The 14898-nt window shown below is 73.3% G+C and carries 16 protein-coding genes and 1 tRNA gene; 1 reads left to right on the top strand and 16 read right to left on the bottom strand.

Annotation, left to right across the window (positions count from 1 at the left end):
* Positions 1 to 443 precede the first annotated feature (443 nt).
* From IEX99_RS15335 to IEX99_RS15395, 13 genes are all read right to left on the bottom strand, one after another.
* Positions 444 to 520: transfer RNA gene (locus IEX99_RS15335), tRNA-Arg, on the bottom strand.
* Positions 521 to 601: 81 nt separating this feature from the next.
* A complete protein-coding gene (gene leuB, locus IEX99_RS15340) occupies positions 602 to 1714 on the bottom strand; it encodes a 3-isopropylmalate dehydrogenase (RefSeq protein ID WP_188901835.1) in 1113 nt (370 codons plus the stop codon).
* Positions 1715 to 1744: 30 nt separating this feature from the next.
* Positions 1745 to 2356 carry a 3-isopropylmalate dehydratase small subunit gene (gene leuD, locus IEX99_RS15345; protein ID WP_188901837.1) on the bottom strand — a complete coding sequence of 204 codons (612 nt, stop codon included), beginning with the start codon at positions 2354 to 2356 and terminating at the stop codon, positions 1745 to 1747.
* A complete protein-coding gene (gene leuC / locus IEX99_RS15350) occupies positions 2353 to 3786 on the bottom strand; it encodes a 3-isopropylmalate dehydratase large subunit (protein WP_188901840.1) in 1434 nt (477 codons plus the stop codon). Before leuC ends, leuD begins: the two co-directional genes overlap by 4 nt.
* A gap of 19 nt (positions 3787 to 3805) precedes the next feature.
* Complete coding sequence (gene rplS / locus IEX99_RS15355) at positions 3806 to 4255, bottom strand: 50S ribosomal protein L19 (protein WP_188901842.1); 450 nt, start codon at positions 4253 to 4255, stop codon at positions 3806 to 3808.
* Positions 4256 to 4281: 26 nt separating this feature from the next.
* Positions 4282 to 5073, bottom strand: coding sequence for a tRNA (guanosine(37)-N1)-methyltransferase TrmD (gene trmD, locus IEX99_RS15360; RefSeq protein ID WP_188901844.1), 792 nt, complete (start codon positions 5071 to 5073; stop codon positions 4282 to 4284).
* On the bottom strand, positions 5073 to 5594 hold the full coding sequence (gene rimM, locus IEX99_RS15365; RefSeq protein WP_188901846.1) for a ribosome maturation factor RimM: 522 nt from the start codon (positions 5592 to 5594) through the stop codon (positions 5073 to 5075). The genes trmD and rimM overlap by 1 nt, the downstream gene beginning before the upstream one ends.
* A 38-nt stretch (positions 5595 to 5632) precedes the next feature.
* Entirely contained in the window at positions 5633 to 5977 is a 345-nt protein-coding gene (gene rpsP / locus IEX99_RS15370; RefSeq protein ID WP_188901848.1) for a 30S ribosomal protein S16, read from the bottom strand.
* A gap of 41 nt (positions 5978 to 6018) precedes the next feature.
* A complete protein-coding gene (ffh, locus tag IEX99_RS15375) occupies positions 6019 to 7404 on the bottom strand; it encodes a signal recognition particle protein (RefSeq protein ID WP_188901850.1) in 1386 nt (461 codons plus the stop codon).
* A 261-nt stretch (positions 7405 to 7665) separates the two neighbouring features.
* Positions 7666 to 8178: a translation initiation factor IF-3 gene (infC, locus tag IEX99_RS15380; RefSeq protein ID WP_229678065.1), complete on the bottom strand. Its 513-nt coding sequence runs from the start codon at positions 8176 to 8178 to the stop codon at positions 7666 to 7668.
* A 78-nt stretch (positions 8179 to 8256) separates the two neighbouring features.
* Positions 8257 to 10200 carry a threonine--tRNA ligase gene (gene thrS / locus IEX99_RS15385; RefSeq protein WP_188901854.1) on the bottom strand — a complete coding sequence of 648 codons (1944 nt, stop codon included), beginning with the start codon at positions 10198 to 10200 and terminating at the stop codon, positions 8257 to 8259.
* A gap of 104 nt (positions 10201 to 10304) precedes the next feature.
* On the bottom strand, positions 10305 to 11306 hold the full coding sequence (locus IEX99_RS15390; RefSeq protein ID WP_188901856.1) for a glycosyltransferase family 9 protein: 1002 nt from the start codon (positions 11304 to 11306) through the stop codon (positions 10305 to 10307).
* Positions 11303 to 12448, bottom strand: a complete 1146-nt coding sequence (locus tag IEX99_RS15395) for a glycosyltransferase family 4 protein (protein ID WP_188901858.1) — start codon at positions 12446 to 12448, stop codon at positions 11303 to 11305. Before IEX99_RS15395 ends, IEX99_RS15390 begins: the two co-directional genes overlap by 4 nt.
* A gap of 130 nt (positions 12449 to 12578) precedes the next feature.
* Here IEX99_RS15395 and IEX99_RS15400 point away from each other — a divergent pair, with 130 nt between their 5' ends.
* Positions 12579 to 12911 carry a multidrug DMT transporter permease gene (locus tag IEX99_RS15400; RefSeq protein WP_188901861.1) on the top strand — a complete coding sequence of 111 codons (333 nt, stop codon included), beginning with the start codon at positions 12579 to 12581 and terminating at the stop codon, positions 12909 to 12911.
* A 70-nt stretch (positions 12912 to 12981) separates the two neighbouring features.
* Here the strand turns inward: IEX99_RS15400 and bfr are convergent, their stop codons facing one another.
* From bfr to IEX99_RS15415, 3 genes are read right to left on the bottom strand one after another with little or no spacing between them, the layout of a single operon-like run.
* Positions 12982 to 13479, bottom strand: a complete 498-nt coding sequence (gene bfr / locus IEX99_RS15405; protein WP_188901863.1) for a bacterioferritin — start codon at positions 13477 to 13479, stop codon at positions 12982 to 12984.
* Positions 13480 to 13534: 55 nt separating this feature from the next.
* A complete protein-coding gene (locus tag IEX99_RS15410) occupies positions 13535 to 13756 on the bottom strand; it encodes a (2Fe-2S)-binding protein (protein ID WP_188901865.1) in 222 nt (73 codons plus the stop codon).
* A 33-nt stretch (positions 13757 to 13789) separates the two neighbouring features.
* Entirely contained in the window at positions 13790 to 14857 is a 1068-nt protein-coding gene (locus IEX99_RS15415; protein WP_188901867.1) for a Fe(3+) ABC transporter substrate-binding protein, read from the bottom strand.
* Between the last annotated feature and the right edge of the window lie 41 nt (positions 14858 to 14898).

Consider the following 14898-nt stretch of genomic DNA (forward strand, 5'->3'; position numbering starts at 1 on the left):
CGGCGTCGGCCACAGGACCTCGGCCACCGTCCGTGCCCTGTATCGGCCGGCGTCGGCGCTCGTTGCGACCGGACCGGGGCGGGGCGCTGCCACCCGCCCGGTTCCCTGCGGCCCGGCGTTGCCAGGCGCGGCCGGGCCCTGCCGCCAGGGCGAGGCGGGTGCGCCGAGCGGATGACCTTCCTGCCGACGGATTACGGCGTGCCGTTCAGCGTGGCCGGATCCTACACGCGTCCCGGGGATGGTGCGCTGCCGCCGGCATGCCGCGCCACCGCTCGCCGCACGGGCGGAGCAAGGCGTGCGGGCGCCGCCTGGCGGAGGCGGGCTGCACGGCGCTGGCGGAGGTGTACACGTGCTCGGCTGATCGGGCCGGACTCGCCCGCATCGGGCCGGCGGTTTCCAACCCTGAGCACTCGCGGGAAAGCCAACGGCTTGCGGGACGGGAGTGGCGCGCCCGAGAGGATTCGAACCCCTAACCCTCAGATCCGTAGTCTGATGCTCTATCCAATTGAGCTACGGGCGCCCAAGGCGTCGGCTGCCGCCGCCGGTCGGGAGGCCGGGGAGATAGCGGAGCCGGCCGCGCTCCGCAACCCCCGCCGTCGCCTCAGGCGGCGAGCTTCTCCAGCTCCCGCACCACCGCCTCGCCCATCACCGTGGTGCCGACGCGCGCCATTCCCGGCTGCATGATGTCGGCGGTGCGCAGGCCCCCCGCGAGCACGCGCTCCACCGCGCGCTCGACCAGCCGGGCCTCCTCCTCCAGGCCGAAGGACCAGCGCAGCAGCATCGCGAAGGAGAGGATCTGCGCGCAGGGGTTGGCGATGCCCTTGCCGGCGATGTCGGGGGCGGAGCCGTGCACCGGCTCGTACAGCGCATGGCGCCGGCCGGCGGAATCCGGGGCGCCGAGGGTCGCCGAGGGCAGCATGCCGAGCGATCCGGTCAGCGCCGCGGCAAGGTCCGAGAGCAGGTCGCCGAACAGGTTGGAGGCCACGATCACGTCGAACTGCTTCGGGCGCGAGGCGAGCTGCATGGCGCAGTTGTCGGCGTACATGTGGGTCAGCTCGACCTCGGGGAACTCGCTCCGGCCGATCTCGCCGACCACGGCGCGCCAGAGGCGGCCCGACTGCATCACGTTCGCCTTGTCCACCGAGCAGAGCTTGTTGCCCCGCTTGCGCGCCAGCTCGAAGGCGATCCGGGCGACGCGGGCGATCTCGTCCTCGGTGTAGACCTCGGTGTCCACGCCGCGCCGCCTGCCGTCGGGCATGGTCTCGATGCCGCGCGGCTCGCCGAAATAGATGCCGCCCGTGCTCTCGCGGACGATCATGATGTCGAGGCCCCGGACCAGCTCCTTCTTGAGCGAGGAGGCGTCGGCCAGGGCGTCGAGCACGATCGCCGGGCGCAGGTTGGCGAACAGGCCGAGCTCCTTGCGCAGCCGCAGGATGCCGAGCTCGGGGCGCTTCTCGAAGGGCAGCCCGTCCCACTTCGGCCCGCCGACGCTGCCGAACAGCACCGCGTCCGCCGCCCTCGCCTTGGCGAGCGTGGCGTCGGAGATCGGCGCGCCCTCGGCGTCTATGGCGGCGCCGCCGACGAGGCCCTCCTCCAGGTCGAAGGTGACCTTGCGGCGGCGGTCGAGCCAGTCGATGACGCGCAGCACCTCGCGCATCACCTCGGGCCCGATGCCGTCGCCGGGGAGGACCAGGAGCTTCTTGTTGGCGGGCATCGCGGACGGGTCCCCCTCGGGCTGGTCGGGTCAGGCGTAGAGCCAGGGCTGGGCGGCGCGCTGCTTCGCCTCGAAGGCGTCGATCGCCGCCGCGTGCTGCAGCGTCTGGCCGATGTCGTCGAGGCCGTTGAGCAGCAGATGGCGGCGCAGCGGGTCCACCTCGAAGGGGATCTCCTCGCCGTTCGGCCGCACCACCACCTGGCGCTCGAGGTCCACGGTGAGGCGGGCGTTGCCGCCCATCCGCGCGTCCTCCATCAGCCTCTCGCAGACCTCGCGCGGCAGCTTCACCGGCAGGATGCCGTTCTTGAAGCAGTTGTTGTGGAAGATGTCCGCGAAGGAGGGCGCGATGACGCAGCGGATGCCGAAGTCGAGCAGCGCCCAGGGCGCGTGCTCGCGGGAGGAGCCGCAGCCGAAATTCTCGAAGGCGATCAGGATCTCCGCCCTGCGGTAGGGCTCCTGGTTGAGGACGAAGTCGGGGTTCTCCGACCCGTCCTCGCGGTAGCGGAAATTGGCGAAGAGGTGCCTGCCGAAGCCCGCGCGCGTGATGGCCTTGAGGAACCGCGCCGGTATGATCTGGTCGGTGTCCACGTTCGCCCGCGGCAGGGGCGCGGCGATCCCCGTCAGGGTGGTGAAGGGCTTCACGCCAGCGCCTCCCTCGGCTGGTAGTCGCGCACGTCCACGAAGTGCCCGGCGATCGCCGCGGCCGCCGCCATCGCCGGCGAGACCAGGTGGGTCCGCCCGCCGGGTCCCTGCCGGCCCTCGAAATTGCGGTTCGAGGTGCTGGCGCTGCGCTGCCCGGGCCGGAGCTTGTCCGGGTTCATGCCGAGGCACATGGAGCAGCCGGCCTCGCGCCACTCGAACCCGGCCTCCCGGAGGATGCGGTCGAGCCCCTCCGCCTCCGCCTGCTTCTTCACCAGGCCCGAGCCGGGCACGACCATCGCCCGCACCCCCTCGGCGACCTTGCGGCCCTTCACGATGGCGGCGGCGGCGCGGATGTCCTCGATGCGGCTGTTGGTGCAGGAGCCGATGAAGACGACGTCCACCTTGAGGTCGGTGAGCCGCTGCCCCGGCGTCAGGCCCATGTACTCCAGCATGCGGCGCATCTGCGCGCGCTTCGCCTCGTCCGGCTCCTCCTCCGGGTCCGGCACCGTGCCGGTGATGGGCAGCACCGCCTCCGGATTGGTGCCCCAGGTCACCTGCGGGGCGATCTCGTGCGCCGCGAGCCGCACCTCCCTGTCGAAGCGCGCGCCGGGGTCGGAGGGCAGGGTGCGCCACCAGGCGAGGGCGCGCTCGAACGCCTCGCCCTTCGGGCCGAGGGGGGTGCGCCGGATGTATTCGAAGGTGGTCTCGTCCGGCGCGATCATGCCGGCGCGCGCGCCGGCCTCGATGGACATGTTGCACACCGTCATGCGCCCGGCCATGTCGAGGGCGCGGATGGCATCGCCCGCGTACTCGATCACGTGCCCGGTGCCGCCCGCCGTGCCGATGCGGCCGATGATGGCGAGGATGATGTCCTTCGCCGTGCAGCCGAAGGCGAGGTTGCCCTCGACCAGCACGCGCATGTTCCTCGCCGGCTTCTGCAGCAGCGTCTGCGTCGCCAGCACGTGCTCCACCTCCGACGTGCCGATGCCGAAGGCGAGCGCGCCCATCGCGCCGTGGGTGCTGGTGTGGCTGTCGCCGCAGACGATCGTCATCCCGGGCAGCGAGCGGCCGAGTTCGGGGCCGATGACGTGCACGATGCCCTGCCGCTCGTCGAGCAGCGGGATGTAGGGGACGCCGAATTCCCTGACGTTCCTCTCCAGCGTCTCGACCTGCAGCCGGCTCTCGGGGTCGGTGATGCCGGTGCGGCGCGATTCGTCGGTGGCGATGTTGTGGTCCACCACCGCGAGCGTCGCGTCGGGGCGGCGCACCCTGCGCCCCGCCGCGCGCAGGCCGTCGAAGGCCTGTGGCGTCGTCACCTCGTGGGTGAGGTGGAGGTCGATGTAGAGCAGCGCCGTGCCGTCCGGCAGCGTCTCGACGACGTGCGCGTCCCAGATCTTGTCGAACAGCGTGCGCGGCTTCCGCTCCGGCATCGTCCTCTCCTCCGCCCGCTCAGCCCTGCGGCTGCTCGGCGGGCTGCTCGCCCGCCGCCGCGCCCTCGGCCACCACCGCGGCGCCGCCCTTGGCGCGGGCGGCCGCCGCGCCGCCCAGACGCTCGGCGATGCGCGCCGACTTCCCGGTGCGGCCGCGCAGGTAGTAGAGCTTCGCGCGCCGCACCCGGCCGCGGCGGACCACCTGGATCTCGGTGACGTTCGGGCTGTAGAGCGGGAACACGCGCTCCACCCCCTCGCCGTAGCTGATCTTGCGCACGGTGAAGTTGCTGTTCAGGCCGCGGTTGGAGCGCGCGATGACGACGCCCTCGTAGGCCTGGGTGCGGATGCGCTCGCCCTCGACCACCTTCACCATCACGCGCACGGTGTCGCCGGGGCCGAATTCGGGCACCGGCCGGGAGGCGGCGAGGCGGGCCATCTGCTCCGCCTCGAACTGCTGCAACAGGTTCATCGGTCTGGTCCTTCCTCGCGTCTCGTTTAGGCGGCTCCGGCCGCCCGTGGCAATCGGGTGATCCCCGCCCCCGGCCCGCCGCGGGCGGCGTCGGCGGGCGACGCGTCCGGCCGTTGCCGGCGCGCCGCCTCGTATCGCGCCCACAGGTCGGGGCGGCGCTCGCGGGTGATCCGCTCCGCCTCCGCCCGCCGCCAGCGCGCGACCTCGGCGTGGTGGCCGGAGAGCAGCACCTCCGGCACGCGTCGGCCCTGCCACTCCGCCGGGCGGGTGTAGTGGGGGTATTCGAGGAGGCCCGCGGCGTGGCTCTCCTCCTCGGCGCTCGCCGCCAGGCCCATCACGCCCGGCAGCAGGCGGACGCAGGCGTCGAGCAGCACCAGTGCCGCCGGCTCCCCGCCGGAGAGCACGTAGTCGCCGATCGAGACCTCGCGCATGCCGCGCGCCTCGATCACGCGCTGGTCCACGCCCTCGTAGCGGCCGCAGAGCAGGATGCAGCCCGGCCCGGCGGCGAGATCGCGCACCATCGCCTGGTCGAGCAGCACGCCGCGCGGCGTCAGGTAGATCAGCGGCCGGGCCGGGTCGCCGCCGGCGAGCGCCGCGCCCACCGCCGCGTCCACCACGTCGGGCCGCATCACCATCCCCGCCCCGCCGCCGAAGGGCGCGTCGTCCACGCTGCGGTGGCGGTCGGTGGCGAAGGCCCGGATGTCCGTCGCCTCCAGCCGCCAGCGCCCCTCGCGCAGCGCCTTGCCGGCGAGGGAGAAGCCGAGCGGGCCGGGGAACATCTCCGGGAAGAGGGTGAGGACGGAGGCGTGCCAGGCCATCACGCGGCGTCCTCCGGCCGCACCTCGATCTCGGCCGGCGGCTCCACGACGATCCGGCCGGCGGCGAGGTCCACCACCGGCACCGCCGCCCTGGTGAAGGGCACCAGCCGCTCGCCCCCGCCCGGCGCGCCGTCGAGCACCAGGAAGGGGCCGCCGCCGTAATCCTCCACCGCGCGCACGCGGCCGAGCTTCTCCCCCGAGGCCGTCTCGGCGACGAGGCCGATCAGGTCGGCGCAGTAGAACTCCTCCGGCTCCTCCGGCGGCGGCAGCCGGTCGCGCTCGACATAGAGCCTCGTGCCGGTCAGCCGCGCCGCGGCGTCGCGGTCGCTGACGCCCTCGATCTCGGCCAGCCCGTCGCCCTTCAGGGTCACCCGGAACTGCCGCGTCCCGCTCTCGTCGGTCAGCGGGCCATAGGCGGCGATGGCGGCCGGGTCGGCGGTGAAGCTGCGCAGCCGCACCAGGCCGCGCACGCCGTGCGGCCGGCCGATCTCGCCCACCAGGATGCGCTTGGCGCCCGCCATCGCCTGTGGTCCGCCCGCCGCCGGCCGCGCGTCCGACCTCAGCCGGCCGCCGCGGCCGCCTTCGCCGCCGCGCGCTCCTGCGCCTTCTTCTTCGGCGCGGCGCTCTTCGGCTGCTCGCGGATCTCCGGCATCGGCGCGAGGCCGGCCTTGCCGAGGAACTTCGCGACGCGCTCCGTCGGCTGCGCGCCCTGGCCCTTCCAGTGCTGGATGCGCTCGGCGAACAGGCGCACGCGGTCCGGGTGGTCGGAGGGCAGCATCGGGTTGTAGCTGCCGACCTTCTCGACGAAGCGGCCGTCGCGCGGCGAGCGGCTGTCGGCCACCACGATGTGGTAGTAGGGGCGCTTCTTCGCGCCGGCGCGGGCGAGGCGGATCTTGAGGCCCATCGGTTCCTTCGGTGCTCCTGCTTGGTCCCTGTCGGTGGTGGTCAGTAGGGTCGCTGGCGGCCGCCGCCGGGGAGCAGCGCGGCGAGCCCGCCGCGCATCAGCCCCTTCTGGCCGAGCTTGTTCATCCGCTTCATCATCGCGGACATGTCGTCGAACTGCTTGAGCAGACGGTTCACCTCCTGGACGGAGGTGCCGGAGCCGGCGGCGATGCGCCGCTTGCGGCTCGCCTTGATGATCTCCGGCCGCCGCCGCTCCTGCGGCGTCATCGAGCTGATGATCGCGGCCTGGCGCTTGAGGACGGACTGGTCGAGGTTCGCCTGCTCGATCTGCTCCTTCATCCTGCCGATGCCGGGGAGCATGCCGAGGATGCCGGAGAGCGAGCCCATCCTGCCGATCTGCTTGAGCTGCGCCGCGTAGTCCTCGAGGTCGAACTGCCCCTTCTGCATCCTGGCCGCGAGCTTCTCGGCCTGCTCGCGATCAATGGTCTCGGCGGCCTTCTCGACCAGCGAGACGATGTCGCCCATGCCGAGGATGCGCGAGGCGATGCGGTCGGGGTGGAAGTCCTCGAGCGCGTCGAGCTTCTCGCCGGCGCCGAGCAGCTTGATCGGCGCGCCGGTGACCGCGCGCATGGAGAGGGCGGCGCCGCCGCGCGCGTCGCCGTCCACGCGCGTCATCACGATGCCGGTGACGCCGACCTTCTCCTGGAAGGCCCTGGCGGTGTTGACCGCGTCCTGGCCGGTCATGGCGTCCACGACCAGCAGCGTCTCGTGCGGGCGCGTCGCCGCCTTCACCGCCGCGGCCTCGGCCATCAGCGCCTCGTCAATGGCGAGGCGGCCGGCGGTGTCGAGGATCACCACGTCGTAGAGCTCGCGCCGCGCGACGTCCATCGCGCGCGCCGCGATCGCGAGCGGTCCCTCCCCGGCCACGATCGGCAGGCTCGTCACCCCCGCGCGCTCGGCGAGCTGGGCGAGCTGGAGCTGCGCCGCCGGGCGCTGCACGTCGAGGCTCGCGAGCAGCACCTTCCTCCGCTCGCGCGTCCGGAGCCGGAGCGCGATCTTCGCCGCGGTGGTGGTCTTGCCCGAGCCCTGCAGGCCGACCATCAGGACCGGCACCGGCGCCGGCGCGTTGAGGTCGAGGCCGCGCCTGCCGTCGTCGCCCGCGCCGCCGCCGAGCGCCTCGACCAGCGCGTCGTGGACGATCTTCACCACCTGCTGCGCGGGCGAGACGGAGCGGATCACCTCCTGCCCCACCGCGCGCTCGCGCACCCTGGCGATCAGCTCCTTGACGACGGGCAGGGCGACGTCGGCCTCGAGCAGCGCGACGCGGACCTCGCGCAGCGCGTCGTTGACGTCGGACTCCGAGAGCGCGCCGCGGCGGCGCAGCTTGTCGAAGACCCCGGTCAGTCGGCTGGACAGCGCCTCGAACATCGGCGGTCCGTGTGCTCCCGTATCGTTGCGGACGCCCCAAAACCGAACGCGCCGCTGCGCGAGCCTTCGCGGAGCGGCGGAGCCCCCACGGGGGCCGAGGGTTCGGGGGTGGCCCGAGAAGGGGGGGTAGCTACGCCCCGCAGGCCGCCCGGTCAAGCGATCCGCTCCCGATGCCCGCGCCTGCGGCGGCCGTCCGGCCGCCACCGGCGCTGCGGCGCAGGCGCCATGGGACCGGCGTCCCGGGCCGCCCATTGGCCGACGCTACTTCGGCGCCAGCACCATGATCATCTGGCGGTTCTCCATCCGCGGGAACTGCTCGACCTTGATCGCGTCGCCGAGGTCGTTGCGGATGCGCTCCAGCACCTTGGCGCCCAGGTCCTGGTGCGCCATCTCGCGCCCGCGGAAGCGGAGGGTGACCTTGACCTTGTCGCCTTCCTCGAGGAAGGACCGCATCGCCCGCATCTTCACGCCGTAGTCGTGCTCGTCGATGTTCGGGCGGACCTTGATCTCCTTGACCTCGACGATCTTCTGCTTCTTGCGCGCCTCGTTGGCCTTCTTCTGCTGTTCGTACTTGTACTTCCCGTAATCGAGGATCTTGGCCACCGGCGGCACGGCATTGGGGCTGATCTCGAGCAGGTCGAGGCCGGCGTCGTAGGCGCGCTGCAGCGCCTCTCGGGTGCTCACCACCCCGATCATCTGACCGTCCTGGTCGATCAGGCGGACCTGGGGGACGCGGATCTCCTCGTTGACCCGCGGGCCCTCGCGGGTCGGCATCTGGGCGGGCATCGGTGCTCTGGCTATGGCTCAGCTCCTTCGGATGTGGAAACGATAACGCATAATATGGACGGCGCGTCAGCCCGTCGCAACCTTGAGATCAGGCGGCGCGGCCTCCGCCGCAAGGCGTGAAACGGCCTCCTGCAGCCCGAGCGTCTCCTGCTCCCGCCCGGGCAGGCGCCGCAGCACCAGGCTGCGCTCCTCCGCCTCGCGCCGGCCGACGATGGCCAGCACCGGCACCCGCCGGTCGATGTGGTCCACGACCTTGCGGTTGATCTTCTCGTTGCGCAGATCGAGCTCCACCCGCAGCCCGGCCTTGCGCAGCGCCTCCGCCGCCTCGCGCGCGAAGGACGCGGCATCGTCCACGATGGTCGCCACGGCCGCCTGCACCGGCGCGAGCCAGAGCGGGAAACGTCCGGCGTGCTGCTCGATCAGGATGCCGAGGAAGCGCTCGAAGCTGCCGAGGATGGCCCGGTGCAGCATGACGGGACGCCTGCGGCTGCCGTCCTCGGCGACGTACTCGGCCCCGAGCCGCTCGGGCAGTACGAAGTCCACCTGCAGCGTGCCGCACTGCCATTCCCGCCCGATCGCGTCGCGCAGCACGAATTCGAGCTTCGGCCCGTAGAAGGCGCCCTCCCCGGGGTTCAGCGCATAGGCGACGCCGGCGATCCGGCAGGCCTCCTTCAGCGCCGCCTCCGCCCGGTCCCAGGTCGCGTCGTCGCCGGCCCGCACCGGCGGGCGGTCGGAGAACTTCACCGTGAACTCCGGGAAGCCGAGGTCGCGGTAGATCGAGGCGAGGAGGTCCACGAACCGCGCCGTCTCCTCCGCGATCTGGTGCTCCTCGCAGAAGATGTGCGCGTCGTCCTGGGTGAAGGCGCGCACGCGCATGATCCCGTGCAGCGCGCCGGAGGGCTCGTAGCGGTGGCAGGAGCCGAACTCCGCCATGCGCAGCGGCAGTTCGCGGTAGGAGCGGACCCCCTGGTTGAAGATCTGCACGTGGCAGGGGCAGTTCATCGGCTTCAGCGCGAGCACGCGGTCCTTCTCGCCCTCGTCCTCGACGGTGGCGATGAACATGTGCTCGCGGAACTTCTCCCAGTGGCCGGAGGCCTCCCAGAGCCGGCGGTCGAGGAGCTGCGGCGTGCGCACCTCCTGGTAGCCGGCGGCCTCGAGGCGCCGGCGCATGTAGCCCTCCACCGTGCGGTAGAGCCGCCAGCCCTTCGGGTGCCAGAAGACGCTGCCGACCGCCTCCTCCTGGAGGTGGAACAGCTCCATCTCCTTGCCGATCCTGCGGTGGTCGCGCCGCTCCGCCTCCTCGAGCTGGTGGAGATAGGCCTCCAGCTCCTTCTGGTCGCGCCAGGCGGTGCCGTAGATGCGATGGAGCATCGGGTTGCGATGGTCGCCCCGCCAGTAGGCGCCGGCCACCTTCATCAGCTTGAAGGCGGTGCCGACATCGCCGGTCGTGCGCATGTGCGGGCCGCGGCAGAGGTCGAGCCACTCGCCCTGGCGGTAGATCGAGATCACCTCGTCCGGCGGCAGGTCGCGGATGATCTCGGCCTTGTAGCGCTCGCCCTTCGCCTCGAAGAAGCGGATCGCCTCCTCGCGCGGCCATTCCTCGCGCACGAAGGGGGCGTTGCGGGCGACGATCTCGCGCATCTTCGCCTCGATCGCCGGGAAGTCGTCCGGGGTGAAGGGCTGGTTGCGGGCGAAGTCGTAGTAGAAGCCGTTCTCGATCGGCGGGCCGATCGTCACCTGCGTGCCCGGGAACAGCTCTTGCACCGCCTCCGCCAGCACATGGGCGGCGTCGTGGCGGATCAGCTCCAGCGCCTCGGGGTCCTTGCGGGTGATGAAGCGGACGCTGGCGTCCCGGTCGAGCCTGGTGGCGAGGTCCACGACCTTGCCGTCCACGCTCATGGCGAGCGCCGCCCTGGCGAGGCCGGGCCCGATCGCGGCGGCGATCTCCGTGCCCGTGACCGGCCCGTCGAAGCGCCGCACGGATCCGTCGGGCAGGGTGATCGCAGGCATGGGGCCGGATGTCCTTCCTGTCTTCGCTGCTGCGCGCGGGAACTCCGCCCCGGGCGGAGAGAACGGGGCGGGGGGCCGGACCATGGGGACCGCGCTCCCGGCGGTCAAGGCGCCGCAGCCGTGGCGCCGCGGTCCCGCCCGCCCGGCGCGCCTGCGGTCAACCCCGCCAGCGCCGCCACGACCTGCCGGGGCTCCAGCGCCGCCAGCGGCGCTTGGCGCAGCACCGCCACCGCCGGGCCGCGCGGGGCGCAGAGCGCGGGATCGCTGTCCTCGCCGAACAGCGCCAGGGTCGGGCAGCCGCAGGTCGCGATCAGGTGGATCGGCCCGGTGTCGTTGCCCACCGCCAGCGCCGCCCGCCGGGCCAACGCGCCGAGATCGGCGAAGCCGGTCCGTCCGGTCAGGTCCACCGTTCCCGGCGCGCGCGCCAGGATCGTCGCCGCGAGCGGCGCCTCGGCCGCCCCGCCGACGACGACGCAACGCAGGTCCCCCAGCATCGCCGCGAGCTCGCCATAGCGCTCGGCCGGCCAGCGCTTGGCCGGGCGACCCGGCGACGCGCCGGGAACCAGCAGCGCGAAGCGCGCGGGCAGCTCGAACCGCGCGAGGTCGCCGTCCAGCCAGGACAGGTCGGGCGGGGGGAACTCGGTGATCCCGGCCATCTCGAGCTGCTCGCGCTGGCGCTCGACCGTGTGCATCTCGTCGCGCCGCGGGTTGGCGTGCGGATGCGAGCAGCCCCGCGCGATTCCGGACCAGCCTGCCGCCCGCCCCACGAACCGGCGGTAGCGCGAGGAGCGCCCCGAGGTCTGGAGATCGTAGACGAAGTCGAACCGCGCCGCGCGCAGCCGCCGCGCCAGCCGCCACAGGCCGGCGAGGTCGGTCCAGGCCGGGCGGCCGTCGCTCCAGACCTCGTCGAACCAGGGACTGCGCCGCGCCAGCTCGGCGTAGGGGTGCGTGGTCAGCAGCGTGATGCGCGCGGCCGGGTGACGGGCGCGGATCGCCGCGAAGGAACCGAAGGCGAGGGCGAAATCGCCCAGCGCGGCGAGCTTGATGACGAGGATCCGCCCAGCCTCGGCGGACGGCGCCGGCGGCGGGCTCGCGGCCGGATTCACAGCAGTTCCCTGTAGACGGCGAGGGTGGCGCGCTGCATCGCCTCGGTGGTGTAGCCGCCCTCCACCACCGCCCGGCGCGCCCGCGCCCCCATCGCCGCGCGCGCCTCCGCCGGCAGGGCGAGAGCGCCGGCCAGCGCCGCGGCCAGCGCCGCCGCATCGCCGGGCGGGACGCGCCAGCCCGTCTCGCCCTCGGCCACCGTCTCGCGCGCCGCGCCATGGTCGGCGGCGATCACCGGCCGGCCCATGGCCTGGGCCTCGATCACGGTGCGGCCGAAGGCCTCGGGGTCAGTCGAGGCGTTGACCGCCACGTCGCAGAGGAGCAGCGCCGCCGCCATGTCGTCGCACGGCCCGACGAGCCGCACGCGGCCGGCGAGGCCGCGCGCCGCGATCAGCGCCTCGAGCTCGGCCCGGAAGCCGGCCCGGCCCTCGGACCCGCCGACGAGCAGGGCGATGGCCTCGCCGCGCAGCCGCGCCATCGCCTCGACCAGCACCGCCTGGCCCTTCCAGCGGGTGATCCGGCCGGGGAGCATGATCACGGGCGGCCGCGGATCCGGCAGGCCCCAGGCGGCGCGCAGCGCGGCGAGGCGCCGCGGCGCCACCGCCGAGGGATCGAACACCCGCAGGTCCACGCCGCGCGGGATCAGCCGCACCCTGCCCGGGTCGGTGCGGTGGCGCTCGGCGATCAGCCCGGCGATGAAGCGGCTGATCGCGATCACCCGCTCGCCCCGCGCCATGACCGAGTTGTAGAGGCGCTTGCCCGGGACGCCCTCGTTGTAGCTGCCGTGGTAGGTGGTGACGAAGCGCGCGCCCGTCCGCCGCGCGGCGAGCAGCGCCGACCAGGCGGGTGCGCGCGAGCGGGCATGGATCACCGCCACCCCCTCCCGCCGCACCAGCGCCGCGAGGGCGCCCGCGTTGCGCCAGAGCGCGGCCGGGGTGCGGCGGTCGAGCGGGAGGGCGACATGGCGGGCTCCCAGCCGCTCCAGCGCCTCGACCATGGGCCCGCCGGCGGAGGCGACAAGGGCGCGGAACCCGGCGCCCACCAGCGCCTCGGCGATCTCCAGCGTGCCGCGCTCGACCCCCCCGGAGACCAGGGCAGGCAGAACCTGCAGCACGGCGGGGGCAGGCGCGCGATCGGGGGACACCGGCGCGGTGGTTAGCCTCGGTGGCAGGGTCCGGTCCAGGGGGCCGGGTTGCGCCGAGGTTGCCGAGGCCCCCCGCAACCCCGTCAACGGTTGAATGGAATCGCGGCCCGAACCGCACTATCCTTCGGGCATGCAACCCTTCCTCCTCTCGGTGGTGCTGCTTTCGGGTGCCGCCTTCATCCACACGCGCTCGGCCGTGCCGGAGATGCGGCCGGCGAACGCGACGGCGGACAGGGTCTGGAAGCTCCTGGGCAGGGCGGCGTTCCTGGCCTGGCTCGGCATGCTGGTCTGGGGGGTCGTGCATCTCGGAATCCTGCCGACGCTCGTTGCCCTGCTGGCGTCGCTCGCGGTCAACGCGCTGATCGCCCAGCGCGGACCGAGGCCGGCCTGGCCGGGGCTCTCGATGTTCTTCGCCGTGACCGGCCTCGGCCTCGCCGCGGCCACGGTACTCGGGCGGATCTGAACCGCGCGCGCCGCCGCGCCGCCATGCCGGGCGCGAAGCGCCAGGGCAGGCGGCGCCGCCCGGCGGAGGGTCAGCCCTTGCCCGGCTCCTGCTCGGGCGCCGGCGCGGCGTTGAGCTGGATGTAGCGCTCGATGCCGATCTGCCGGATCAGGTCGAACTGGCGGTCGAGGAAGTCCACGTGCTCCTCCTCGCTCTCCAGGATGCGGCGGAGCAGGTCGCGCGAGACGTAGTCGCGCACCGTTTCGCAATGCGCGATGCCCTCGCGCAGGTCGGCCATGGCCTTCTGCTCGAGGGCGAGGTCGGCGCGCAGGATCTCCTCCACCGTCTGCCCGACCGCAATGTTGTTGAGCCGCTGCACGTTGGGCAGCCCGCCGAGGAACAGGATGCGCTGGATCAGCCAGTCGGCGTGGCGCATCTCGCCGAGCGATTCCCCGTACTCGAACGCGCCGAGCCGGGTGACGCCCCAGTGCTGCAGCGTGCGCGCGTGCAGGAAGTACTGGTTGATCGCCGTCAGCTCGTTGGTGAGCTGGGTGTTGAGGTGGTCGATGACCTTCGGGTCGCCCTTCACCGCGCCGATCTCCCTTCGCAGCGCCGCGACTCCAGCGCGCCACGCGCACAGGCGCTCAGGCCACGGCCGGACACGCTTTCGCGAACCAGACGCCGCCGAGCGGCCCCGGCCGCCGTGCCGCCGCCGCGCGGATCGCGGCGAGGATGGTCCGCGTGCAGCCGCCGCACTGGGCGCGTCCGCCGCAGGCGGCATAGACCGCCTTCGGCCGGTCGGCGCCCGCCGCGATCGCCGCGGCGATCTGCCGGTCCGTCAGGCCGTTGCACAGGCAGATGTACATCCCGCGCGGCGCCCCTGCCCCTGCCTCGGCGCCTCAGCGCCAGCCCGCGCGCTGCAGGATCTGCAGCGCCTCCGCGGCGCGCGCTGCGCCGCCCGTCGTGTCGATCGGCTCGGCGCGGAAGGCGCCCATCGCGGCCAGCGCCGGATGCAGCGGCGCGTCTGCCACCGCGGGGTATTCCATGTTGCCGAGCGCGAACAGCTCCTGCGCCTTCGCGTCGGTGAGGTACTCGAGGAAGCGCACCGCCGCCTCCCGGTGCGGCGCGGTGCGCACCAGCGCGGCGCCGGAGATGTTCACGTGCGTCCCGCGGTCGCCCGGCGCCTGGTTGGGGAAGATCACGCCGATGCGGCGGAACAGCGCCTGGTCCTCGGGCTTCTCCGACCGGCCGTAATGGCCGAGGTAGTAGGTGTTGGCGATGGCGAGGCGGCATTGTCCCGCGGGGATGGCGCGGAACTGGTCGCGGTCGCCGCCCTGAGGCGGGCGCGCCATGTTGGCGACGAGGCCGCGCACCCACTCCTCCGTCCGCTCCGGCCCGTTCGCCGCCAGCACCGAGGCGACGAGGCCGACATTGTAGGGATGGCTGCCGGAGCGGGCGCAGACCTGCCCGCGGAAGCGCGGGTCGGCGAGGTCCTCGTAGCGCGACAGGCCTTCCGGTGCGCCCCGCTCGCGGTCGTACATGATCACGCGGGCCCGCTGGGAGACGGCGAACCAGTGCCCGTCCGGGTCGCGCAGCCCCGCCGGCACGCGCTGCGCGATCAGGGCGGAGCCGTGCGGGGCGGTGAGGCCGGCCTCCTTGGCGCGGGCGAGGCGGGCCGCGTCCACGGTGATCAGCACGTCGGCCGGGCTGTTGCGGCCCTCCGACTGGATGCGGGCGATGAGCTGATCGGCGTTGCCCTCGATCAGCCGGACGCGGATGCCGGTTTCCCGGGTGAAGGCGTCATAGAGCTGGCGGTCGGTGTCGTAGTGGCGGGCCGAGTAGATGGCGACCTCGCCGCCGTCGCTGCCGTTCCCCTGCTGGGCGCCGCCCCACGTGACCGCCGGCAGGAGCGCCGCCGCGGCGCCGAATGCCGAGAGGAAGGTCAGACGACGTCGGCTGGGTCGCATGGAGGCCCCCGTGTTGCGAATGGTTCGCAACTCTCTATCGA

The organism is Caldovatus sediminis, from assembly GCF_014644455.1.
In the GTDB taxonomy this organism is placed as follows: Bacteria; Pseudomonadota; Alphaproteobacteria; order Acetobacterales; family Acetobacteraceae; genus Caldovatus; species Caldovatus sediminis.